Genomic DNA, 22,762 nt, shown 5'->3' with positions numbered 1-22,762 from the left:
TCCTCTCTTATAAAGCACTTTCAATAATGTCTAGGAATGTTTCTCCCTTTAAAGAAGCCCCTCCTACTAAAGCACCATCAATGTCCTCACAAGATAAAAGCTCTTGTGCATTTTTACTATTAACACTGCCTCCATAGAGAATAAGAATTTTCTCTGAAGGATATCCTAGCTCCCCTAATGTTTTTCTAATAAAACTACACATAGACTCTGCTTGTTCTTTTGTGGCAGTTTCACCTGTGCCAATTGCCCAGATTGGTTCATATGCCACAATAATTTCTTTAGCCAATTCTGGTTTAATACCCTCAAACCCTTTTATTATTTGTGAAGCCACATATTTTTTTTCTTCGCAATTATTTCTAACATCTAATGATTCTCCACAACAAAGAATTGGTGTAATAAAATATTTTAATAACTTTTTAGCTTTTAAATTAACCTTTTCATCAGTTTCAGCAAAGAATTGTCTTCTTTCTGAATGACCAATAATACAATAATCCATTTTCAAGTCTGTAAGCATCGGAGCTGCAATCTCACCTGTAAATGCTCCCGCGTCCTTTTCATGAACATTTTGAGCGCCTATTTTAATTGGGCTATTTTCAATAACTGCTTTGAAATGCTCTAAATGGGTAAATGGTGGGCAAATAGCTACTTTAACTTTTTGACGACCATTTAGTCCCTCCATAATAGTTTGTAATAAAGCACTACCTTCTTGGATAGTGGTATTCATTTTCCAGTTTCCACAGATAAATGTAGGTCTAAGTTGATCTTCTAAAGCAGCAATACCTGGCAACTCCTTACCTTCAATAAATTCTAAAGAAGCGCCACCACCTGTTGAAATATGGGTCATTTGATTGGCTAAACCTGCTAGGTCAACTGCAGCCGCAGAGTCTCCACCGCCTACAACTGTTATTCCCTTAGATTCAGACATAGCTGTTGCTACCCCAAATGTCCCCTTTGAAAAATTACTCATTTCAAAAACACCCATTGGACCATTCCAAAAAATAGTTTCAGCTTCCAGAATTACTTTTTGGAATTGTTTCACTGACTTAGGACCAATATCTAATCCCATCATATTGTCCTTTATGTGTTCTTTATCGACTATTTCATAATGGGCATCATTAGAAAAAGCATCCGCAATTACAACATCTTCAGGCAGTAGAATTTCTACCCCTTTTCTTTTGGCTTTTTCTAAAATACCTTTTGCTAAATCAATTTTATCTTTTTCTAAAAGAGATTTCCCAATATCGAGACCCATAGCAGCATAAAAAGTAAACATCATGCCACCGCCAATAATTAAGGAATCAACTTTATCCACCAAATTATTAATAACCCCAATTTTATCTGAAACCTTTGAACCACCTAGAATAGCTACAAAAGGTTTCTTAGGCTTGTTGAGGACCTGATCTAAAATGTCTATTTCTCTTTTCAATAAAAACCCTGCTCCAGATGGCAAATAATTTGCAATACCAACTGTTGAACAATGGGCTCTATGAGCAGTTCCAAAGGCATCATTAATAAAAATATCCCCTAATGAAGCTAGCTCTTTTGAAAATCCTGGATCATTTTCTTCTTCTTTACGAAAACGGGTATTTTGTAACAGTAAAACATCCCCATCTTTCATAAGTTTCACTAATGCCTTTGTTTGTTCACCGATAACGGCATCATCATCGGCAAACAATACAGGTTGCCCTATTGTTGCCCCCAAATATTTTGCTACAAATCCCAATGAATATTTACTATCTGGTTTTCCTTTAGGTCGACCGAAGTGAGACATTAGGATTACTTTTGCTTTTTCGTTAATCAGGTATTGTATGGTTTTAAGAGATGCCATAATACGCGCACTGTTAATAATCACGCCGTCTCTGACAGGCACATTAAAATCGCAACGCACTAATACTTTCTTACCAGCAACATTAAAATCTGTAATAGACTTTTTATTCAAGATTAATATCCTCCTAAAGCCCTTGATTTGCCATATAAACGGCTAAGTCTACACAACGAGTTGCATAGCCCATCTCATTATCATACCAAGAGAAAACCTTAACCATGTTGTCTTCCATTACCATTGTTAAATCACTATCGATAATTGAAGAAAGAGGATTACCATTAAAATCATGAGATACTAAAGGTTCGTCTGTATAGCCTAAAATACCTTTTAATTCATTTTCACTAGCATCTTTAAATGCTTTATTCACTTCTTCTTTTGTAACACTTTTATTAAGTTCCATAACTAAATCTACAACGGAAACGTTTGGTGTTGGAACACGCATAGACATACCATTTAGCTTCCCTTTTAATTCTGGTAAAACTAAACCTACAGCCTTAGCAGCACCTGTAGATGTTGGAATCATTGAAAGAGCAGCAGCTCTTGCACGTCTTAAATCTTTATGTTTTTTATCTAAAATTTTCTGATCATTTGTGTAGGAGTGGATTGTTGTCATTACACCTCTGATAATACCAAATTTTTCATTAAGTACCTTGGCAACAGGTGCTAAACAGTTTGTAGTACAGGATGCATTAGAAACAATATGATGATTATCTTTATCATATTTATCCTCATTAACACCTAATACAACTGTAATATCCTCATTTTTCCCCGGTGAGGAAAGGATAACTTTTTTAACAGAACCTCCTAAGTGAGCTTTAGCTAATTCAGCCTCTGTAAAAAGACCTGTAGAATCAATAACGATTTCAGCCCCAAAAGAATTCCAATCGATATCAGCTGGTTCTCTTTCTGTGAACAACTTCACTTCTTTTCCATTTACAATAATTGAACCTTTACCAGCCTCTACAGTGCCATCGAAGGTATTATGGACTGAGTCGTATTTAAAAAGATGGGCAGTAGTTTTTTCATCTGCTGTACCATTAATAGCCACAACCTCAACAGAAGGATAGTTTCCGACTGCTCGAAGCACCAATCTACCAATTCTTCCGAATCCATTAATTCCTATTTTTATCATTACAAAAAACGCCTCCTTATAATCTTTACTCCACTTAATATTATACCCTTTTTCCCACTATAATTAAAGGGTAAAAAGGACTTTTATACCTTTTTACCCTTTAGGGAATCTTCAAGAATTTTAATAGCGTTTTTTAATGAATCCGCACTACTACCATGACTTTTAAATACTGGTATTTTCAATTTTTTAACTTCCGACGTGGCTACTCTGACCATTTTATGGGAAACAGTATTCGTAAAAAACAAAATAGCATCTGGATTACCAATAGATTTAGCAAATCGAGCCGGCATCTGCGTGTAGACTTTTATTCGATGCTCCTTCTCTTTACCCATTTCTTTATAGCGACGATCCATTCTGTCATGTCCTCCTATTAATACAATACTCATCTATATCATCTCCTTTAAAAGTTAAGCATTGTAAACATTTTAACCTTTTTTCAACCTTTTGTCAAATAAACAAGAAGATAAGTACACAGTTTTTTAATGATACATGCTTATCTCTTCTTGCGTCATTTCTTTTAAATGGCGAGTAAATATAACTAGACAAAATACTTTTATAAGCTTGCGGTTTGCGATACGCATTTCCCCAAGTCTCTATTTACCGAAACTTGAAGTAAAGCAACTTTCAATATTGGCATAATAGCACTTCCTTTCAATTTTCTCAAACTATCTGTTTTATTTTACCTATATTTAAATTAAGTAAAAAGCCCTTCTTAATAAAAGCATCCTATAGCTAAGATATAGGATGCTTTAGATTTCAATTATGACTAATATGTTTTTTTGTAAATAGCTCTGTAAGCTTGTGGATGGTCACAGACAGGACAGTTAGTAGATGGTGCTTCTGGTCCTATATAAACATTACCACACTCTAAGCAAATCCACTCTTGAGGCGTGTCTTTTTTAAAGACATTACCTTGTTCAATATTATCAAGTAGACTTCTGTATCTAGTTTCGTGACCCTTTTCAATAGCACCAACCATATTAAATAGTCCAGCTAATTCAATAAACCCTTCTTCAAGAGCAACTTTAGCAAATCCAGGATACATTTCCGCATTCTCATAGTGTTCACCAACAATACATAAAGCAAGATTTGCTTTTGTGTCACCGAATTAACCTAGTTTTTTAAACCAAATTTTTGCGTGTGCCTTTTCATTATGTGATGTTTCTTCGAAAATTCTTGCCATTTGCTCATAACCATCTTTTCTGGCTTGTTTAGCAAAGTATAAATACTTATTTGTTGCTAGACATTCTCCATTTAATGCAGCCCATAGGTTAGCTTCTGTTTTTGAACCTTTTAAATCCATAATATAAACCTCCTACTTATAATTATATGAAATACATTATAACAAAGATATCCGCTAAATGCATCATAAATCATGCTACAGATTAATTGGGTTATAATTTTTATACATAAAAATACTTCCAGCAACACCAGCATTTAATGATTCAAGACCAACCATCGGAATTGTTACTTCTCTATCAGCTAAAGCTATAAACTCTTTCGTTAAACCCTTGTTTTCATTGCCGATTCCCAACACAAACGGTTTTGCCGGTTGCCACTCTTCAAGAGGTAAACCATTAAATGTACTAGCTACTATTTCAAAACCTTTTTCCTTTAAAACAGCAATAGTTTCCAAAGTCACTTCAAATATCGGAAAAGTAAAAATCCCTCCCATAGTGCTTCTTAAAACCTTGCTATTATATGGATCTACAGTTCCTTCACCTAAAAGTAGACCATCTATATTAAAGGCTCCACCTGAGCGAATTAAAGTACCTAGATTACCTGGATCTTGAATGCCATCAACATAAAATAAATGTTGACACTTATCTAATAGTCTCATATTTAATGGCTGGATAGGATAGATACCGATAAAGCCCTGACTATTTTCAGTGTCACATAATGAGTTAAATGGCCCTGTTTCTAAAAACACTATTGTTTCAATTCGTCTAAAAGCTTCCGGTATTACCATCCCCTCCCTTACAATTAATACTTCTGGTTCAAAGCCTTTAATCAATCCTTCTTCAATGCCCCTTATACTTTCAAGTAGAAATTTCCCTTCTTTTTTTCTTCCTTTATTGGCTAATAAAGAACGCCATAGCTTAACCCGTTCATTGTCCTTTGAAAAAATATCCTCCATTAAATTTCCTCCTTAATAAAAAAGACCGTAAAACGATCTTTTTTATTATTTCAAATTATCTTTAGCTACAGTTACCAATTGTGCAAAACCATTGCTATCACGAACAGCTAAATCAGCTAAAATTTTTCTGTTAACAACAACGCCTGCATTTCTCAAACCACCCATGAAGCGGCTATAGGATAATCCATTAATTCTTGCTGCTGCATTAATTCTTTGAATCCAAAGTCTTCTGAAGTCGCCTTTTTTCTTCTTTCTATGCGCATATGCATAAGATAGAGACTTCATAACCTGCTCATTAGCTGATCTGTATAGTTTAGATTTAGCTCCAAAATATCCTTTTGCTAGCTTTAATATTTTTTTATGTCTGCGTTTTACGCTGACGCCTCTTTTAACTCTTGCCATGTCTTATGTACCTCCTCTATCCTATAAATATGGTAATAATACTTTAATTTTCTTAGCTTCCGCTGCACAAAGAATATCAGATTTTCTCAAATGTCTTTTTCTTTTATTAGTCTTTTTCTCTAAAATATGATTTCTATTTGCATGAGCTACCTTGTATTTTCCGCTTCCGGTTTTTTTAATTCTCTTTGCTGCCCCTCTATGGGTTTTCATTTTTGGCATCCTATTAGTCCCTCCTCAATTTAAACGTTTTTTGGTGCTAAAATCATAATCATGTTTCTGCCTTCATGTTTTGGCATTCTTTCTACACTGGTATATTCGCTTAAAAACTCAACTAATTTATCACAAAGTGCTCTTCCGATTTCAGGATGGTTCATCTCTCGACCCCTGAACATAATAGTTACTTTTACTTTATGACCTTCCCCTAGAAATTTCTGAATGTTTTTAGCCTTAACTTTAAAGTCGTGGTCTTCAATTCCTAAACGAAGCTTCATTTCCTTCACCTGAATTGTTTTTTGTTTCTTTTTCGCTTCCTTGTCTTTTTTTGACTGATCGAATTTAAACTTTCCGTAATCCATTATCCTGCACACCGGCGGTTTAGCGTTAGGGGCTACCTCAACTAAATCAAAACCTCTTTCTCTCGCAATTTGAATTGCATCTCTAATAGGCATAATATCCAGTTGTTCACCTCTATCATCAATAACCCGAACTTCCTTTGCACGTATATCTTCATTTACTCGAGCTTCTTTGCTTATGATAGTCACCTCCAAAAAAATAATAGCAGGCCAAACAGCCTGCTATCTATATAACACTTTGAACACATTATTATTGTTCTGGTTAATATTAACCTTATTAGCATTGCCATAAGGTGAGAAACAGGCAGTTTCTTCTTGCTCTAAACATTATACTAAACTCCTTAACCAATGTCAATTCATTAATATTAAATTTTTTCGCCACCTTCTGCAAATGCAATCACACGAGTAGATCCTGTAAAGTTACAAGTAACTAAAGTAATTTTTTTACGATCAGTTACATTTTCCAAAACACTAACATCACTCAGATCCACTTCTTTAAGTCCTGTAACTCGATACTCAAAACGTCCTTCTTTTGAATGAACAATTATTTTATCCCCAGGCACAAATTTTTCTACATTCTTAAAGAAAGTGTCATTGTGTGCTGCAAATGCTGAATTACCACTGTCCTCCCAAGGCAATGGCGTCTCCGGAAAATGGCCAGCTGAATAGGCGATAACACTTAAATCAACACCTTCTGTTACAGCAACTTGATCACCAAATCTAGGAAACTCTAAAACAGCAATAGGATTGCCACTATTTTCAACAATAGGTTCCTGTTTACTATCTATATTAGTCATAAATGTTTCAGTTAATCCATTCATTTTATCAGTATTCATCTTATCCATTACAAATTTCCCAATCAAAATACCGCATCCAATAATAATCAACAGAACGCCTAATGCAATCATAAATTTCTTCAAATATGTATCCTCCTACTAAGGTCTCTCTACTAATATAGTAACATAAAATAATACTTCCGTAAATATATTTTCCCTATTTTCCAGTAGAACCAAAGCCACCTTCACCTCTGCAAGTAGCTTCTAAATCATCAACAACCTCTAATTCAACCTTTTTAATTGGCATAATTACTAATTGAGCCATTCTCTCTAAAGGATTTAAAACATACATCTGGTCTGATAAATTAATTAATGGGCAAAATATTTCCCCTCTATAATCACTATCGATTACACCAACTCCATTTGCTAAAGCAATCCCAAACTTTGTAGACAAACCACTTCTAGGATAAACTAAGCCAACTTCTTCTTCATGGTCAAGAGCAATAGCTATACCAGTTGGAATTAGCTTTCTCTCCCCTGGATTAATAGTAGCTGGATCTGTTAAAGCGGCTTTTAAATCCATTCCTGCTGAGCCAACTGTCTTATATTCAGGTAGAACCTCTTCTAATTTAAAATGATTTCTCATTAGCTTTATTTTTAATTTCCCCATTGAGTCAATCTCCATTTCTCTTTAAAATTTTCCATTCCTTTAGGTCCTACTAAGGACAAACTCATATTTTCTCTTTTCAAAAACCCTTTAACAAATAAATTAAAATCTGCATAAGGAATAGATTCAATTAAGTTTTTTGCTTCTGACACTGGTACTTCTCTACCATTATAAAGAAAATTATTGCCCAATCTAAGTTTACTAAGAATGCCTTCACTGGCTAAAACAATCTGACTAACCATTTGTTTTTTACCTCGTAAAAATGCTCCTTCATTTACACTATTTTTCACCATATCATCTAAAAGCTCAGCAACAGTTTTAAGCACTTTGGGAAAGGACTCAATACTTGTAGCACCATGAATTACTAATTCTCCAGTTTCATAAAAAGAAGAATTAAAACTGCCAATATCATAACACAATCCTAATGCATCTCTAATTTGCAAAAACAAATAGGAACTAGAACCTTCACCTAATAGCGTACTTAATAGCTCTAAAGCATAATAGTTAGAATGGGTTTTAGCTACACCAAGACAGCCTAAAGCGAAATTAACTTGGGTTACATCTTCTTTCATAATAGCATGGTAGTTAAAAGGCTTAATGCCGCTTGTTTCAATTAAGGGAGCGTCTTTAAAAGCGCCTTTAGCCATCTTACCAAATGTATTCTCTATTTTTTTCGTTAAATCTTCTTCATTAAAATGACCTGCCAGTACAATTATTATATTCTCAGGTCTATAGTATTTATTAAAAAAATCAAGTAATTTCTCCTGATTAATTGATTTCAAAGATTCAACCGTACCTAAAATACTATTGCTTAAAGGTGTTCCAACAAAAAGCTTTTTTGTAAATGTTTCTACAACTAAGCCTCCTGGTTCATCCTCATACATATTCATCTCTTCAAAAATTACTTTCTTTTCCTTCTCTATTTCACCTTTGTCAAATAAACTATTTAATAGCATATCACTAATAACATCATAAGCATAAGAACAATCTTCGCTGAGACTATGGCTATAAAAACAAGTATAATCATGGCTTGTAAAAGCATTAATTATACCACCAATTTCATCCATAGATTCTGCTAGTTCACGACCTGTTTTAGTTGCTGTACCTTTGAAAAACATATGCTCTAAAAAATGGGCACAGCCAAAGTTATCTTTAGTTTCATTCCGAGTACCAGCTTTTACAAAAACACCAAATACTGCTGATAAACTATCCGGTATCAAAGACTTAATTACCGTTAGCCCATTTTTATATATTTTTTTATCAATCAAATTTATATGTCCTATTCTAGAGATAGAATGTAGTAATAAACAGGTTGTTTACCCTCAAATAAGACTACCTCTAACTCAGGATATTTCTTTTCAATTCTTTTTTTCATCTTTGTTCCATCTTCTTTAGAAACCATATTGCCTGTATATAGTGTTAGAATATCTTGATCTTTATAAGCTTTTTCTAAAAATATATCCATAGACTCATCAATAGTTTTCGTAGCAGCAATAATCTCTTTGCCTATCATCGACAATATCTGATTTTTTTTGATAACTAAGCCATTAACTGATGTATCTCTTACTGCATAAGTAATAGCCCCTGCTGTTATCTCTCTAAAAGATGTTTTCATACTTGCTAAATTTTCCTTTGGTTTCTTAGCCTCATTAAATGCTAAAAGACTATTAAACCCTTCAGGGATATTAGTACTTGGAACAACAATAACTTTTTTATTTTTTACTAATTCAGCTGCTTGTTCTGAAGCTAAAATAATATTTTTATTGTTGGGCAATAAATAAACAACTTTAGCATTTACTGTAGCAATAGCTTCTTGAATATCATGGGTACTTGGGTTCATAGTCTGTCCTCCATTTAAAATAGAGTCAACGCCCATGCTTTTAGCTATATCCCCTAAACCACTACCCGGAACCACCATAACAAAGCCAAAGGGCTTTTGCTTTTCAGTTTCTTTAGTAATATTTTTGTTTGGATGTTTTTTTACAAACTGTTCTAACATATTGTCAATTTTTATATTGGTGACAGGACCAACACCAATTGCATATTCAATTAGTTCACCTGGATGGTTAGTATGCATATGGATTTTAGCAATACCATCAGCAGCAATAGTAATTAAACTATCACCTCTTTTAGGATCATCTAAGTCTTTTCTTAATTGTTCATTGCTTTTTGTAGGATTTAAAATAATAAACTCTGTACAGTAAGCAAATTTAATATCTTCTACATTTTGAATCCCTTCATCAAAAATAGAGGATTGAATAACATCTTCTGGAGACTCAAAAACTACAGATTTGCCTAATGCACCTCTGTATAGCCCCTCTAGTATAACCATTAGACCTTTACCACCAGCGTCAACTACACCAGATTCTTTAAGAATTGGGAGATATTCTGGCGTTTTCTCTAAAGCTTTATTTCCAGCCTTAATACTCTCCTCTAAAACAAAGAGAACATCATTTTTTCTAATTGCACTTTTATTAGCACCTTCTTTAATGCCTTTCATAACCGTTAAAATAGTTCCTTCAACTGGTTTTTTTACAGCCTGATAAGCAATTTCCTCTCCAAGTGTAAATGCTTGAGCCAATGTTTTCCCATCTATTGTACTTTGATTTTGTATCCCCATAGCAAAACCTCTAAATATTTGAGATAATATTACTCCTGAATTACCTCTTGCTCCCATAAGAGCTCCTTTAGACAAACTCTCAGAAAATTGAGAAAAGGTTTCAGGCCTACTGTCCTCAATAAACTTTAAAGCACCTTTAATTGTTAAATACATATTGGTACCTGTATCCCCATCTGGAACAGGAAAGACATTTAGATTATCCACTTCTTCACGTTGAGATTCTAGCTGAGCACCAGCTGCTTTCATCATGTTTAATAAAACCTCAACTTTTTCTATTGACTTCACTATATTAAAGTCCTCCTGTTTTATTTTAAAATGGAAATATCATCAACATAAACATTGACAACTTTATCTAAATTTGGGATATATTGATCAATTGCATAAACAACTTGATCCATCACATTTTGAGCTATAGCATCGATTTTTCCACCGTAAGCTAAAATCACATGAACATTAATTTGGCATTTATCATCTGTATTAACAACTTCAACGCCTTTATCATATTGCTCTTTACCAAAAAACTTTTGAATACCATCTCTAAAGTTTCTTGATACCATACCTACAACACCATAGCATTCAATTGCGGCTTTACCTGCAACCTTGCTAATTAGATTCTCAGAAATATCAATTTTACCTGAATCTGTTGTTTTTAACTCAACCATTATAACTCCTCCTTAAAATGTTTATCTATTACTTATATCATTATACCAAAAATACCATAAATAAAGAACTCTTTTATAATTACTAAGTAAATAATTTTCTCTAGTATGAAACCTTGTTTTTTAAAGAATTATTTGCTATAATTTAAAAGCATGTTAGATAATATTGAATGTAATATGTTTTTTTAATAGACAGGAGGTGCCGTTATGGCAAAATGTGCAGTATGTGGTAAGGGTCAGATATCTGGGAACAGAGTAAGCCACTCCCATGTTAAAACAAGAAGAAAATGGAATGCTAACCTACAACCAGTACGTGTTGAAAAAAATGGAACAGTTAAAAAACAAATGGTTTGTAGCCGTTGCTTACGTTCAGGAAAAGTAGAAAGAGCATAAAAAAGTTTGCAGTCAGTGGCGTACTGTTAAAACATGCTCAAAAAATTAATAGTTGTAATTCGGAAAAAGCAAATGACAGTGATAATAATCAGAATAGTCATTGCTTTTTTGTTTGTAAAATTTATGCCCCACAGCTTTACTGTGAGACATTTTGTAAAAAGGCTATTGCTTTTCAGTTTTTTCGATAATAAATATCTTTTTTCCATTTAAAAATAACTGAAATTTCTTTTCAGTTTTAGGAACTACAAAAGCCACATCAAAAGCAGTCTTCTCACCCTTCTGTAAAGCATCCTTATCAGCTTTTTTTGTCCCTACAGCTTTATCACTACCTTTTTCATAAAATTGTCCAGCGTAATTTTTTAGACTAAAATTATCTTTGTTTAGATAGACTACAGTTCCTTTGTAATCACTCACATTTTCCAATGTCATATTAACAATTAAATAGACCATGCCTTCTGGCGGTAGTGTATCCCCCACTTGAGAAAAGCGATAATTATTTACTAAATATTTTTCTGAGCTTCCTATTGTCAAATCTTCCCCTATGGCTAAAGAAGAATCCTCAATCTTCACTCCTTGTTCTCTTGTCGCAACTTCTGGAAAAGACAATACAAGATTTTCAGTATTGCCACCACTGCTGGTGATTTCAAGAGTAGCTTTTTCCGAACTTGGAAAATGAAATGTAAATTGAAATTCTTTGCTTTCACCTTTTGAAAGCAAAATTTTGGGATAACCATTTATTGGATAAGATGCTAAATTATTCTCCTCAACTAACCGTACCTGTGAAATAGGGTCAATGTTTTTCCCTCTTTCAACAGTAACAGTAAATTTAATATGAGCCGTATTATTTTCAATAACAGAATTTTCCACTTTATAAGTCAATAAACTATCCTCAGGTGATGAATTTTCTTTAAAAAAAGTAATACAAATTGCTACTACTAGTAGCAATATTAAAATTGAAAGAATAACTAAAGTTTTTCTTTTCACGATACCTGTTTGCTCCTTTTATCTGTATTCCCCCTATAAAAGAATCATACCAAGTAAACCTCCCAGCAATAGCAGAACAATACTGCTTATTTTATTACTTAAAGCCAATAGGAATATAATGACAAAAATCACTATACCCATCATACTAAATGGGACCCCTGAAAATAACAAGATTGCTGTTTGCACAAACAAAGCCCCTATAACACTTATTAAATAAAAATTTACATTTTGAAACCATTGTCTCTCATTATATTTATCCCAAGCTTTCAATACCAGATAAGTTAAAATTAATCCAGGAAGTGCAAACCCAATGGTTGCAACTAAAGAACCAAAGAACCCACCTTGTTCCAAGCCAATCCAAGTTGCCATTTTAATGGAAACAGGTCCAGGAGTTATATTCGAGAATCCTACATACCTATTAAAAAGCTCTTTAGTCAACCAACTATGATTCATAGCTTCTCTCTCAACAACTGGTAAAATTGCATAGCCTCCGCCGAAGCCAAAAAGACCAATCATCATAAATGTTAAAAAAAGCTCAACTAATATCATCTGTCTTACCTCCTATTAAGGCAACAAGAACACCGATAATAATAGCCATGGCTATGAATATAAGTGGCGTTAATTTAAAAACTAATACGCCAATTAAGGTAATTAAAAAAATAGCAATAGGAACCTTCTTCTTAGAAAACCTTCTCAATAAATCAAGAGCCATTAAAAAGACTAATCCACTAGCTGCTAAGTTAACACCATATAAAAACTTCTCTAATAGAATCGGTATGAATTCTTGGCTACTCACCAATAATTTGAGTACCAGTATAATAGCTGTAGATGGAAAAAGTATACCAATGATACCCAGCAAGGCCCCCTTCTTTTTTAAAAGAAGGTGACCTAACATGAAAGCACCATTTAATCCAAAAGGACCTGGTAAACTTTGTACAATGGGTAACCTTAAATCAAATTCTTCAGCTGTCATCCATTGTCTCATGTCTACAATTTCACTTCTAAAGGCCACTAATATAATAGGACCCCCTCCTAAAACTAGTGTACCTACTTTTAAGAAAACTAAAAACAAAGACCGACTGGTTAATGGTCTAGCTGTCTTTACTTTTTTGTTCATCTAAAAGAGCCTCTTTTCTTGACAACTTCAGACGACCTAAGTGGTCAATTTCAGTCGCTTTAACTAGAATTTGATCTCCCTCTTTTACTATGTCTTCAACTTTGTTTACACGTTTTGTATCTAATTGAGAAATATGTACAAGGCCTTCTTTACCAAAAGAACCGTAAACACCTTCAATAACTTCAATAAAAGCACCAAAATCTGTAACACGCATTACTTTACCTTTGTAAATCTTACCGATTTCTACTTGAGATGTAATTTTTTCTACAATTTCTTTTGCTTTTTTTAAAGAATCCCTATCAACAGCAGAAATTTCAACAATACCATCATCAGTAATGTTCATACCTACGCCAGTGTCTTCAATGATTTTTTTAATCATTTTGCCACCAGGTCCAATAATTTCTCTAATTTTATCTGGATGTACCTGAATAGTAATAATTTTAGGTGCATAATCAGATAACTCATTTCTCCCTGCTTTTATTGTTTCATTCATAATGCCCATAATGTGCATACGACCATCTTTTGCTTGGTTTAATGCTTGTTCTAAAATTTCTCTATTAATACCAGCAATTTTAATATCCATTTGCAGAGCAGTAATACCTTCTTCAGTTCCTGTTACCTTAAAGTCCATATCTCCAAGATGGTCTTCCATACCTTGAATATCTGTTAAAACGGCAATGTCATTCCCTCTTTTAATCAGTCCCATGGCAATTCCAGATACTGGGCTTTTCAATGGTACACCAGCCGCCATTAAGGATAGAGAACTACCACAAACACTGCCCATTGATGTCGAACCATTAGAACTCAATGCTTCTGAAACAACACGCATTACATATGGAAAGTCTTCTTGGCTAGGCAAAACAGCTAAAAGGGCTCTTTCAGCAAGATTACCATGACCAATTTCTCTTCTGCCTGGCCCTCTCATTGGTTTAGCCTCTCCAACACTATAAGGCGGGAAATTATATTGGTGCATGTAACGCTTGGAGCCAGATAAATTAATATCATCAACCATTTGCTCATCCCTATTTGGACCTAAAGTTGTTACACTTAAAATTTGTGTTTCGCCACGTGTAAAGAGAGCAGATCCATGGGTTCTTGGCAATAAATCCACTTCACAAGTAATCGGTCTAACTTCAGTCAATTTCCTATTATCAATTCTAATTTTCCTATCCAAAATTAAGTTTCTAAAAGCTTCTTTTTCAAGTGCATCAAATTGCTCTTTAAACCATTTCATAACGATAGGTTTTTCTTCCATAATCTGCGCCTTATCTTCAAAGAAAGTCTCAATTAATGCTTCTTTAAGAGAGCCTAGATGCTCATCTCTTTTCTCTTTTCTTAAATCTTTTTCTAAAATGTATTCAATGCACTCATCAATTGCGGGTTTAATAAGTAAAGCAGCTTGATTTAAAAATACTTCATCTTTTTCTTCTGGTTTAAAATCAATTTTTTCTCCACATAATCCCATAGTTGATGCTTCTTCTCTAAAATCTTCAATAAATTGAACCAGCTTTTTAATTTCATCATGACCTTTAAGAATACACTCCATCATAACAGTTTCAGGTACAATTTTAGCGCCTGCCTCAACCATCATCACAGCTTCTTTAGTTCCTGCAACTGTTAAATTAACAGTTGAAACTTCTCGTTGCTCTTCATTAGGGTTAATAATGTATTGCCCATCTATATAACCAACTCTAACAGCTGCAATAGGCCCCATAAATGGCGCTCTAGACAAATGTAATGCAGCTGATGCACAGTTTATAGCAATAATATCAGCCTCATTATCTGGCTCAATTGATAAAACAGTTGCTACTAGCTGAATATCGCTTTTATAACCTTCTGGAAATAAAGGTCTAATAGGTCTATCAATTAAGCGAGCCGTTAAAATAGCCCTTTCCCCAGGTCTTGTTTCTCGTTTAATAAAGCCACCAGGTATTTTACCTGCAGCATACATTTTTTCTTCTACATCAACTGTTAATGGAAAGAAGTCTATACATTCCCTTGGTGCTTTTGAAACAGTAGCTGTTCCTAAAACAACAGTATCCCCATAAGCGCCTAACACTGAACCGTCAGCTAGCTTAGCCATTTTACCAGTTTCCATAGTAAACGTTCTGCCACCAACTTCAATTGATTTTCTTAATACTTGAGTCACTTTGTTTCCTCCAAATCTCTTTTCATCGTCTCTATTTCAATATAAAGTATAATCTTTTTTTTCAAAACAAGCAAATGTTTCTTAAAAAATATTCATTAAATCCCTAATTAAGGGAATAGAACTATTTAAAACAGCCTCTTTTTCTCCACAGGCTACTACTTTCCCTTGGTCTAAAAATAGAATTTGAGTTGCAATTTTTGTTGCCTCTACAAAGTTATGGTTTGAAAAATAATAGTTTTACCTTCATTTTTTAAAGTTTCAATACTATCCCTAATCGTCATAGATGCTTTTATATCTATATTACTTGTTGGCTCATCTAAAAGTATTAAATTGGGATTTCTAATTATAGTCCTCAAAAAAGCAACCTTAGCTTTTTCTCCCCCAGATAAATCTCAAGCTCTTTTAGCTGTATATTTTCAAGATCCAAGATTTTCATGTAGTCTTTTAATTTCCCGGTTTCCTTTTCAATAGAAATTTTCTATATTTTTAAAGGCAACACTACTAAATTATCCCACACAGTCCCTTGAAACATATATACTTGTTGCAACATAATTGCTTTTTTCTCTAGGCTTTTATCTTCATATATAATATCCGCCTTAGTAAAAGGAACAATGTTAACTAAGCCATTAAGGAGTGTACTTTTGCCACTTCCATTTAGTCCTAGGACTGCATAAACTCCTTTTTCTAAGTAAAGATTTTTAATATCTAAGGTTACTTTATCGCCATAAGCTTTAAATGCTTTTTTATAAAAATACCCATTAGCTTTTTCTCCTTAAATACTGCAATAAAAGATTCACTAGAAAAGCAATGACTAAAAGAATAAGACCTAAAATTAAAGCGTCCTGAAAATTACCTTTCCCAGTTTCAGTAGCAATATATGTAGTCATCACACTCTTGTTTTATCTTGAATATTGCCAACAACCATCATAACGGCTCCTACTTCGGCAATGCCTCTGGCAAATCCAGTTCCAATAAACGTAAAAAATTGGTTGGCACTTTCTTTAACTAATATGAAAAAAGTTGCTCTAGAACAAGCCCCTATTGCTTTCGCATTCTTCATAATTTCATCACTATGTTTTTCTAAATACCCATAAACCAAAGCCATAATAATAGGCGTAATTAGTAGTATTTGAGCAATAATCATTGCCGTAGGTGTAAACAGCAGTCTGAAACTTCCCAAAGGGCCTTTCCTCGATAAAAGCATATAAACCAACAATCCCATTAAAACAGGTGGCATACTCATTAAAGTGTTAATAATTTTAATCACAGTTCTTTTTAGAAAACTATCTTTTCTTTTTAATAAAAAAATGAACATGGAATCCCTATTATCGTGCCAATAACTGTAGCTGTTAAAGTAACAAACACAGATAATATTAAAATTGACATTAGTTTTTCCATTCCATCCTCCTTCTGCTTATTGCAATAAAGAAAAGGGAGGCATCTGCCTCCCTTATGCACAGCTAGGTAACAAATCAATGATTTGCTACCTAGTTCAATTACTTTCTTAAGTTAAGTTTTGTAATAATATTACGGTATCTTTCAAAGTCTTTCTTTTGTAAATACTTTAAAAATCCTCTTCTTTGTCCAACTAACTTTAGAAGTCCACGTCTTGTGTGGAAATCTTTCTTGTGTACTTTTAAGTGCTCTGTTAGATGTAAAATTCTTTCAGTTAATAAAGCAATTTGAACTTCTGGAGATCCAGTATCTTTCTCATTAATACGAAACTCTTTTACAATTTCTTCTTTTGTTTTCATTTTTTTCCTCCTAAATTTTAAATACGCCTTAGGCCTTGTAAAGGTTGGAGATCCATAACAACGCAAAAGGTACTCAATGATTATAACTTATTTTATAAATTTTAACAACTAATTTAACTCATTTTCAATTGAAATTTGGTCTTTTCTCAATTGAGCCTTTAATTCTTCCACAGAATTAAATTTAATTTCATCTCGCATTCTTTTAATGAAGTGAATACAAATAATTTCACCATAAACATCTTCATTAAAATCAAAAAAATGAACTTCAACTACTAACTGTTTCTTTCTATCAAATGTAGGTTGATAGCCTACATTACAAAACCCTCTAACTTTTTTACCAGAGACGTGACCAATAACACCGTAAACGCCAACCTTGGGAATTATTTTAACCTCATCAATCAATAAATTAGCTGTAGCAAAACCCAATGTTTTCCCCACTCCAGAACCATGAATAACCTGTCCTGTAACAAGGGGATAATACCCTAAAAGATCCTTGCTTAAAACAATTTCACCTGCTTCAATTAAAGTTCTTATTTTAGAAGAACTTACAACTTCTCCTTGAATCTTAAAGGCTGGCACCACGATTAAATGATAGCCCAACTGCGTCTTTTTCTCTTCTAAAAAATCAACGTTACCAGCTCCTTGATAACCAAAACGATAATCATGGCCTACGACAATATCGGTTACCCCTATCTTATCAATAAGAATATTTTTAAGAAAATCTTCTCTATTCATTTTAGAAAAAGTCTCAGTAAAAGCCAGTGCTGAAACACCATCAACACCTAATTTTTCAAAACACTGTAACTTTTCATCTAAAGTTTGGATTCTCTTTATGGATTCCCCCTTCAAATCTTTTGAATGAGGATCAAAGGTAATAACTAATATTGATGCTCCCGTTTCTTCTTTTCTTTTTAAAGCTGCCTTAACTAATTCCCGGTGCCCTTTATGGCAGCCATCAAAATTACCTAATACAGCTATAATATCTTTATGAAAAAAAACATCTTCTATTCTTTTAAAAAATTCCATCTTTAACTCCGCATAAGTTTTTAAGTACTTTCATATTATTTTCTTTTATTTCACAAATAGAATAAAGACTCCCCTCATAGAGACAAGCAATCTGTCGTCCATCTCCAAATTTTTCTTTATTTTCAATTGTTTGTCCATAATATAGATTTTTTGCCTCTGCTTTAGAAGGTTCATAAAGTAACATTTCATTTTCTATACCAGTTTTCAATGGTAATAAAAAGGAGATATCATTTTTTTCTAATTTTTCTTTTATATCTGTTAACTTAAAAGCATTCTCTATTTTAAAAGTCCCAACTGATACTCTTTTAAGTGAGCTCATTACTGTTGGTATCCCAATTGACTCACCAATAGTAACACAGAGTGTCCTAATATAAGTCCCTTTTGAAACTTTTGCATAAAATGCCATTTTTATGCCTGTTTCTAATTCATAAAAATCACTTATTCTCTCTATAGTTTCTATGAATATAGGTCTCGCTTCTCTTTTAATAACCTTGCCTTCTCTAGCATACTCATAAAGTTTTCGACCCTCTATCTTAACACTTGAATACATAGGTGGAATCTGCATTATTTCCTGACCAGATAATTTTTCAAAAAGTAAATCTATTTCCTTTAAATTAAGAAGCGCTTCAGCATAGGGTTTCTTTGTGAGAATCCCTGTCATATCTTCGGTGTCAGATGTGTATCCAAAAGCCAATTCACCTTCATAGCCTTTACCTGAATTTGTAATATATTCTAAAATACGAGTCCCTTTTCCTACGCCAATTACTAAGACACCTTCAACTTCTGGATCTAAAGTGCCACCATGACCAATTTTTTTGGTACCGAGAATTTTTCTAAGCTGGGCTACGACATCATGAGAAGTCATGTCCTTCTCTTTAAAAACATTAATCAACCCATTCATTCTGATTTAACCCTAACTCTATTTTAGCAACAATAGATTCAGCAACCTCTAAAATAGGTCCTTTTTTTCTAAAACCAGCTGCTCTAAAATGACCACCACCACCGAAAGAACTAGCTAATTTATTGGCATCAATTTTTTCCTTAGTTCTCACAGAAACCTTAACAACATCCTCTTCAAATTCTTTTAAAAAAAGAGCAACTTCACAGGTATCTAGTTTTCTAGGGTAATCAACATAGCCTTCAGCATCACCTGAAATCAATTGTAAAGAATCTATATCCTTTTTACTTAAAAAAGTATAAGCAATTTCACCACTTTTAGAGACATTTAAGTTATTCAAAACTATCTTTAAAGCTTCTAATTTATTAATGCTTTCATTTTCGTAAATATTCCTACGGACTAGATTTGTTTGAGCCCCCATTTTATAAAGGCGACTCACAAGATTAACAGTACGGTAAGATGTTGATTCATAGGTTAAATTACCCGTATCAGTCATAATCCCTGCATATAATGCTGTCGCAGGCTCAACATCAATAATTTGCTGACAAGCGAGATAGATTCGCGTAACAATTTCAGCAGTAGCACCTACTGGCTTAACATAATTAATATCACCAAATTTATTATTACTAATATGATGATCAATGTTAAATACTGCCTCCAGGTTTTTAAAAATTTCCCTATAATTGAAACCTAGTCTCATTTCATTAGCTGAATCCAAAACAATTAAAACTTCAATAGATTCTTTTTCCACGTCTGTTAAACTGGATAATTTCTGGACAACAATATTGTTTTGTAAAAAAGCATACTTAGAAGGAATAGTATCATTGTTTACTACCAAAGTTTCTATTCCTAATTGCTTCATCAGGTAACCCATAGCTAAAGAAGAACCAATACAGTCTCCATCAGGAGCCTCATGTCCCGTTACACACACTCTTTTATCTGCAATATTTTTAAGTGCCTTAACTAGTTTATTCATATTCTAGTCCTCTTTTGAAATTTCTTTTAAAAGACGATTGATTTTCATACTGTGAGCCATTGACTCATCAGCTACAAAAGTAATTTCTGGTGCTACCCTTAAATCAAGCTGGCGTGCAGCAATTGAACGCAAATGACCTTTCGCTTTATTCAAAGCATCCATTGTGTCTTTTTCTTCCTGATTTTCTAAAACACTTATATAGACTTTAGCATGAGATAAATCTCTTGTCACATCTACTTTAGTAATGGTCACAAAACCAATTCTAGGATCTTTAATATCTTCTAAAAAAGCTTGTCCTAAAATTTTTTTTAATTCTTCACCTAAACGTTCTTTTTTATGACTTTTCTTATGCATTTTAACACCCTCTAATCTATTTTTCTAGCAATAGTTTCATAAGTAAATGCTTCTAGAATGTCACCTTCCTTAATATCATTAAAGTCAACAACACTAATACCACATTCATAACCTTGTGCTACTTCTTTAATTTCATCTTTAAAGCGTTTTAATGCGTCAATGTCACCTTCATGAACAATAACACCATCTCTGACCACTCTAATTTTAGCTGTGTTAGTTATTTTACCCTCCACTACATAACAGCCTGCAATAACACCTACTTTAGGCACCTTAATTAGCTGTCTTACTTCAGCAGATCCTAACTCAACTTCCTTAATATCAGGATCTAATAAACCACCAATGGCTTGCTTAATATCTTCTAATACCTCATAGATGATTCTGTAAAGACGAATATCTACAGATTCTTCTTGAGCTAATTTTTTAGCATTAGTATCTGGTCTAACATTAAAACCAATAATTAAACCATTAGATGCCATAGCTAACTTTACATCAGTCTCTGAAATAGCCCCAACACCTTCATGGATAATATTAACCTTAACTTCCTCAGTATTAATACCAGCAATAGACTGTGCTAAAGCTTCAACAGTACCATGTACATCACCTTTAAGAATAATATTTAGTTCTTTCAAATTTTCTTCACTAATTTTTTCAAAAAGATTCTCAAGAGAGACTTTTTGATTCTTCTTAGCAATTTCTTCTTTTTTAACAATTTTTCTTTCATTAGCTAAGTGTGATGCTAAACGTTCATCCTTAACTGCTTGGAAAATATCACCTGCTTCAGGTACATCAGACAAACCCAATACCTCAACTGGCATTGAAGGACCAGCCTGCTTAATACGCTTACCTGAATCATTCATCATAGCTCTAATTTTACCAAAGGATTCCCCTGTTAAAATCATATCACTAACTTTTAAAGTACCCTTTGATACTAACAGACTCGCTACAACACCCTTTTCTCGATCTAATTTTGCTTCTAAAACAAAACCCTCAGCTAAACGATTTGGATTAGCTTTTAAGTCTTCAACTTCAGCTACTAAAAGCACCATTTCAAGTAAAGCATCAATATTTTCTCTTTTCTTCGCTGAAACTTGAACAAAAATTGTATCTCCGCCCCACTCCTCAGGTACTAAACCATGTTCAGTTAATTGTTGCATCACACGACTTGGATCTGCTCCTGGTTTATCAATTTTATTTACAGCTACAATAATTGGTACCTCTGCCGCCTTGGCATGGCTAATAGCCTCAATAGTTTGAGGCATGACTCCATCATCAGCTGCTACTACTAGAATAGCAATATCTGTAATTTTAGCGCCTCTAGCTCTCATAGATGTAAAAGCAGCGTGACCTGGTGTATCAATAAAGGTAATTTTTCTGCCTTTATAGTTAATTTGGTAAGCACCAATATGTTGAGTTATCCCCCCAGCCTCTGTTGCCATAACATTGGCGCTTCTTACTGCATCCAATAAAGATGTTTTACCATGGTCTACGTGACCCATAACTGTAATAATTGGCGGTCTTTCCTTTAATGTATCTGGCTTATCTTCAATTTCTTTTAATTTAGTCTGTCGTTTAACTGACTTAAATTCGACTTCTTCAATGCCAAATTCTTGGGCAATGAGACTGGCAGTATCAAAATCAACATATTGGTTAATAGTTGCCATTGCCCCTAAGCCCATTAACTTTTTAATAACTTCACCAGCTGCTTTATTCATACGCATAGCCAAATCTTTTACTTGAATTTCTTCACCAATAGTAATTTTTTTAATAACTACTTCAGCTACCTCTTCTTTTGGCTGATTATTTTTAAATTTATTTTTGCCATACCGGTTGTTTTTCTTGTTAAAACCTCCCTGTCTATTGTGACTGTTGTAACCGCCTTTTTTATTTGAGTTATTGAACTCTTTCTTTTTTGAAGGAGGTGCACTATCTTTTTTTACTGGTTGATTACTCTTAACTGCTTCCTGTTTTTCAACAGGTTTCTTAGAATCCACTTTTTTAGGCATAGGTTTTAATATTGATTTTTTTTCAGCAGTTTTTTCTTCCATCTCAGGTTCCTTTTTTATTTCTTCTATTTTTTTTGCTTGCACCACTTGCTTCTTCTCTTCCTTTTCGGCTACTACCTTTTTTTCTAACTTCTTATAATATTCATTAATCTTTTGTTCTTGATCTGATTCCAATGCACTCATATGAGACTTCACCTTAATATTTAACTTTTCAAGTATCCAAAGAATTTCTTTATTGCTTACACCTTTTTCTTTAGCCAACTCATATATACGTTTTTTTGCCATTTGCATCACTCCTTTGCTTTTATGGCTTCCTCT

General features: G+C 33.5%; 26 protein-coding genes, 2 pseudogenes and 1 other annotated feature. Of the genes and pseudogenes, 1 reads left to right on the top strand and 27 read right to left on the bottom strand.

Going from position 1 to position 22,762, the window contains the following annotated elements; genetic code table 11:
• Nucleotides 1-7: 7 nt before the first annotated feature.
• The 14 genes and pseudogenes from tpiA to AZF37_RS03880 all read right to left on the bottom strand — a co-directional run bounded on the left by tpiA (nt 8) and on the right by AZF37_RS03880 (nt 10,793).
• Entirely contained in the window at nt 8-1,939 is a 1,932-nt protein-coding gene (tpiA, locus tag AZF37_RS03940) for a triose-phosphate isomerase (RefSeq protein WP_088369663.1), read from the bottom strand.
• 13 nt (nt 1,940-1,952) lie between these two features.
• Entirely contained in the window at nt 1,953-2,957 is a 1,005-nt protein-coding gene (gap, locus tag AZF37_RS03935) for a type I glyceraldehyde-3-phosphate dehydrogenase (protein WP_088369662.1), read from the bottom strand.
• 83 nt (nt 2,958-3,040) lie between these two features.
• Nucleotides 3,041-3,343, bottom strand: a complete 303-nt coding sequence (locus AZF37_RS03930) for a DUF2325 domain-containing protein (RefSeq protein WP_088369661.1) — start codon at nt 3,341-3,343, stop codon at nt 3,041-3,043.
• A 380-nt stretch (nt 3,344-3,723) separates the two neighbouring features.
• Complete coding sequence (locus AZF37_RS13200) at nt 3,724-3,834, bottom strand: rubredoxin-like domain-containing protein (protein ID WP_425425460.1); 111 nt, start codon at nt 3,832-3,834, stop codon at nt 3,724-3,726.
• Nucleotides 3,835-3,897: 63 nt separating this feature from the next.
• A pseudogene (locus tag AZF37_RS03925) lies at nt 3,898-4,260 on the bottom strand (rubrerythrin family protein); the annotation flags it as partial.
• A 75-nt stretch (nt 4,261-4,335) separates the two neighbouring features.
• Nucleotides 4,336-5,094 (bottom strand): TrmH family RNA methyltransferase, encoded by a 759-nt coding sequence (locus AZF37_RS03920; RefSeq protein ID WP_088369660.1) that lies wholly within the window; start codon nt 5,092-5,094, stop codon nt 4,336-4,338.
• A 45-nt stretch (nt 5,095-5,139) separates the two neighbouring features.
• On the bottom strand, nt 5,140-5,496 hold the full coding sequence (gene rplT / locus AZF37_RS03915) for a 50S ribosomal protein L20 (RefSeq protein WP_088369659.1): 357 nt from the start codon (nt 5,494-5,496) through the stop codon (nt 5,140-5,142).
• A gap of 21 nt (nt 5,497-5,517) precedes the next feature.
• A complete protein-coding gene (gene rpmI / locus AZF37_RS03910; protein WP_088369658.1) occupies nt 5,518-5,715 on the bottom strand; it encodes a 50S ribosomal protein L35 in 198 nt (65 codons plus the stop codon).
• A gap of 20 nt (nt 5,716-5,735) precedes the next feature.
• On the bottom strand, nt 5,736-6,257 hold the full coding sequence (gene infC, locus AZF37_RS03905; RefSeq protein WP_162473874.1) for a translation initiation factor IF-3: 522 nt from the start codon (nt 6,255-6,257) through the stop codon (nt 5,736-5,738).
• Nucleotides 6,258-6,259: 2 nt separating this feature from the next.
• Nucleotides 6,260-6,391, bottom strand: a sequence feature (ribosomal protein L20 leader region).
• Between the two features lie 42 nt (nt 6,392-6,433).
• The gene (locus tag AZF37_RS03900; protein WP_088369657.1) at nt 6,434-6,988 is read right to left on the bottom strand and encodes a class D sortase; all 555 of its coding nucleotides are present in this window, start codon (nt 6,986-6,988) and stop codon (nt 6,434-6,436) included.
• A 73-nt stretch (nt 6,989-7,061) separates the two neighbouring features.
• Nucleotides 7,062-7,514, bottom strand: coding sequence for a dUTP diphosphatase (dut, locus tag AZF37_RS03895; protein WP_088369656.1), 453 nt, complete (start codon nt 7,512-7,514; stop codon nt 7,062-7,064).
• Complete coding sequence (locus AZF37_RS03890; RefSeq protein ID WP_088369655.1) at nt 7,502-8,779, bottom strand: M16 family metallopeptidase; 1,278 nt, start codon at nt 8,777-8,779, stop codon at nt 7,502-7,504. The genes dut and AZF37_RS03890 overlap by 13 nt, the downstream gene beginning before the upstream one ends.
• Nucleotides 8,780-8,790: 11 nt before the next feature.
• Nucleotides 8,791-10,416: a DAK2 domain-containing protein gene (locus tag AZF37_RS03885; protein WP_088369654.1), complete on the bottom strand. Its 1,626-nt coding sequence runs from the start codon at nt 10,414-10,416 to the stop codon at nt 8,791-8,793.
• Between the two features lie 20 nt (nt 10,417-10,436).
• Nucleotides 10,437-10,793: an Asp23/Gls24 family envelope stress response protein gene (locus tag AZF37_RS03880; RefSeq protein ID WP_088369653.1), complete on the bottom strand. Its 357-nt coding sequence runs from the start codon at nt 10,791-10,793 to the stop codon at nt 10,437-10,439.
• Nucleotides 10,794-10,997: 204 nt separating this feature from the next.
• Between AZF37_RS03880 and rpmB the strand changes: the two genes are divergently transcribed.
• Entirely contained in the window at nt 10,998-11,183 is a 186-nt protein-coding gene (gene rpmB / locus AZF37_RS03875) for a 50S ribosomal protein L28 (RefSeq protein ID WP_088369652.1), read from the top strand.
• Between the two features lie 162 nt (nt 11,184-11,345).
• On the opposite strand, the gene AZF37_RS03870 is transcribed toward rpmB, so the two are convergent.
• From AZF37_RS03870 to infB, 13 genes and pseudogenes are all read right to left on the bottom strand, one after another.
• Nucleotides 11,346-12,167, bottom strand: a complete 822-nt coding sequence (locus AZF37_RS03870; protein WP_162473873.1) for a DUF4352 domain-containing protein — start codon at nt 12,165-12,167, stop codon at nt 11,346-11,348.
• Nucleotides 12,168-12,200: 33 nt separating this feature from the next.
• Nucleotides 12,201-12,716, bottom strand: coding sequence for a chromate transporter (locus AZF37_RS03865; RefSeq protein ID WP_088369650.1), 516 nt, complete (start codon nt 12,714-12,716; stop codon nt 12,201-12,203).
• On the bottom strand, nt 12,703-13,284 hold the full coding sequence (locus AZF37_RS03860) for a chromate transporter (RefSeq protein ID WP_088369649.1): 582 nt from the start codon (nt 13,282-13,284) through the stop codon (nt 12,703-12,705). Before AZF37_RS03860 ends, AZF37_RS03865 begins: the two co-directional genes overlap by 14 nt.
• Nucleotides 13,259-15,433 carry a polyribonucleotide nucleotidyltransferase gene (locus AZF37_RS03855; protein WP_245612042.1) on the bottom strand — a complete coding sequence of 725 codons (2,175 nt, stop codon included), beginning with the start codon at nt 15,431-15,433 and terminating at the stop codon, nt 13,259-13,261. Before AZF37_RS03855 ends, AZF37_RS03860 begins: the two co-directional genes overlap by 26 nt.
• 206 nt (nt 15,434-15,639) lie before the next feature.
• A pseudogene (locus AZF37_RS03850) lies at nt 15,640-15,810 on the bottom strand (ABC transporter); the annotation flags it as partial.
• Nucleotides 15,811-15,911: 101 nt separating this feature from the next.
• Nucleotides 15,912-16,136 (bottom strand): ATP-binding cassette domain-containing protein, encoded by a 225-nt coding sequence (locus tag AZF37_RS13195; protein WP_088370656.1) that lies wholly within the window; start codon nt 16,134-16,136, stop codon nt 15,912-15,914.
• A 183-nt stretch (nt 16,137-16,319) separates the two neighbouring features.
• A complete protein-coding gene (locus AZF37_RS11515) occupies nt 16,320-16,700 on the bottom strand; it encodes an ABC transporter permease (RefSeq protein WP_245612041.1) in 381 nt (126 codons plus the stop codon).
• Nucleotides 16,701-16,929: 229 nt separating this feature from the next.
• Nucleotides 16,930-17,187 (bottom strand): 30S ribosomal protein S15, encoded by a 258-nt coding sequence (gene rpsO, locus AZF37_RS03835; RefSeq protein WP_088369647.1) that lies wholly within the window; start codon nt 17,185-17,187, stop codon nt 16,930-16,932.
• Nucleotides 17,188-17,295: 108 nt separating this feature from the next.
• A complete protein-coding gene (locus AZF37_RS03830) occupies nt 17,296-18,213 on the bottom strand; it encodes a bifunctional riboflavin kinase/FAD synthetase (RefSeq protein ID WP_088369646.1) in 918 nt (305 codons plus the stop codon).
• Nucleotides 18,200-19,114, bottom strand: a complete 915-nt coding sequence (truB, locus tag AZF37_RS03825; protein WP_088369645.1) for a tRNA pseudouridine(55) synthase TruB — start codon at nt 19,112-19,114, stop codon at nt 18,200-18,202. The genes AZF37_RS03830 and truB overlap by 14 nt, the downstream gene beginning before the upstream one ends.
• On the bottom strand, nt 19,098-20,087 hold the full coding sequence (locus tag AZF37_RS03820; RefSeq protein ID WP_088369644.1) for a DHH family phosphoesterase: 990 nt from the start codon (nt 20,085-20,087) through the stop codon (nt 19,098-19,100). The genes truB and AZF37_RS03820 overlap by 17 nt, the downstream gene beginning before the upstream one ends.
• A gap of 3 nt (nt 20,088-20,090) precedes the next feature.
• Nucleotides 20,091-20,441: a 30S ribosome-binding factor RbfA gene (rbfA, locus tag AZF37_RS03815; protein WP_088369643.1), complete on the bottom strand. Its 351-nt coding sequence runs from the start codon at nt 20,439-20,441 to the stop codon at nt 20,091-20,093.
• Nucleotides 20,442-20,452: 11 nt separating this feature from the next.
• The gene (gene infB / locus AZF37_RS03810; protein ID WP_088369642.1) at nt 20,453-22,729 is read right to left on the bottom strand and encodes a translation initiation factor IF-2; all 2,277 of its coding nucleotides are present in this window, start codon (nt 22,727-22,729) and stop codon (nt 20,453-20,455) included.
• Between the last annotated feature and the right edge of the window lie 33 nt (nt 22,730-22,762).

This window comes from endosymbiont 'TC1' of Trimyema compressum, assembly GCF_001584725.1.
Lineage (GTDB): Bacteria > Bacillota > TC1 > TC1 > TC1 > TC1.
Note: the sequence above shows the minus strand (reverse complement) of the source record. Positions and strands in the feature narration are given on the sequence as shown.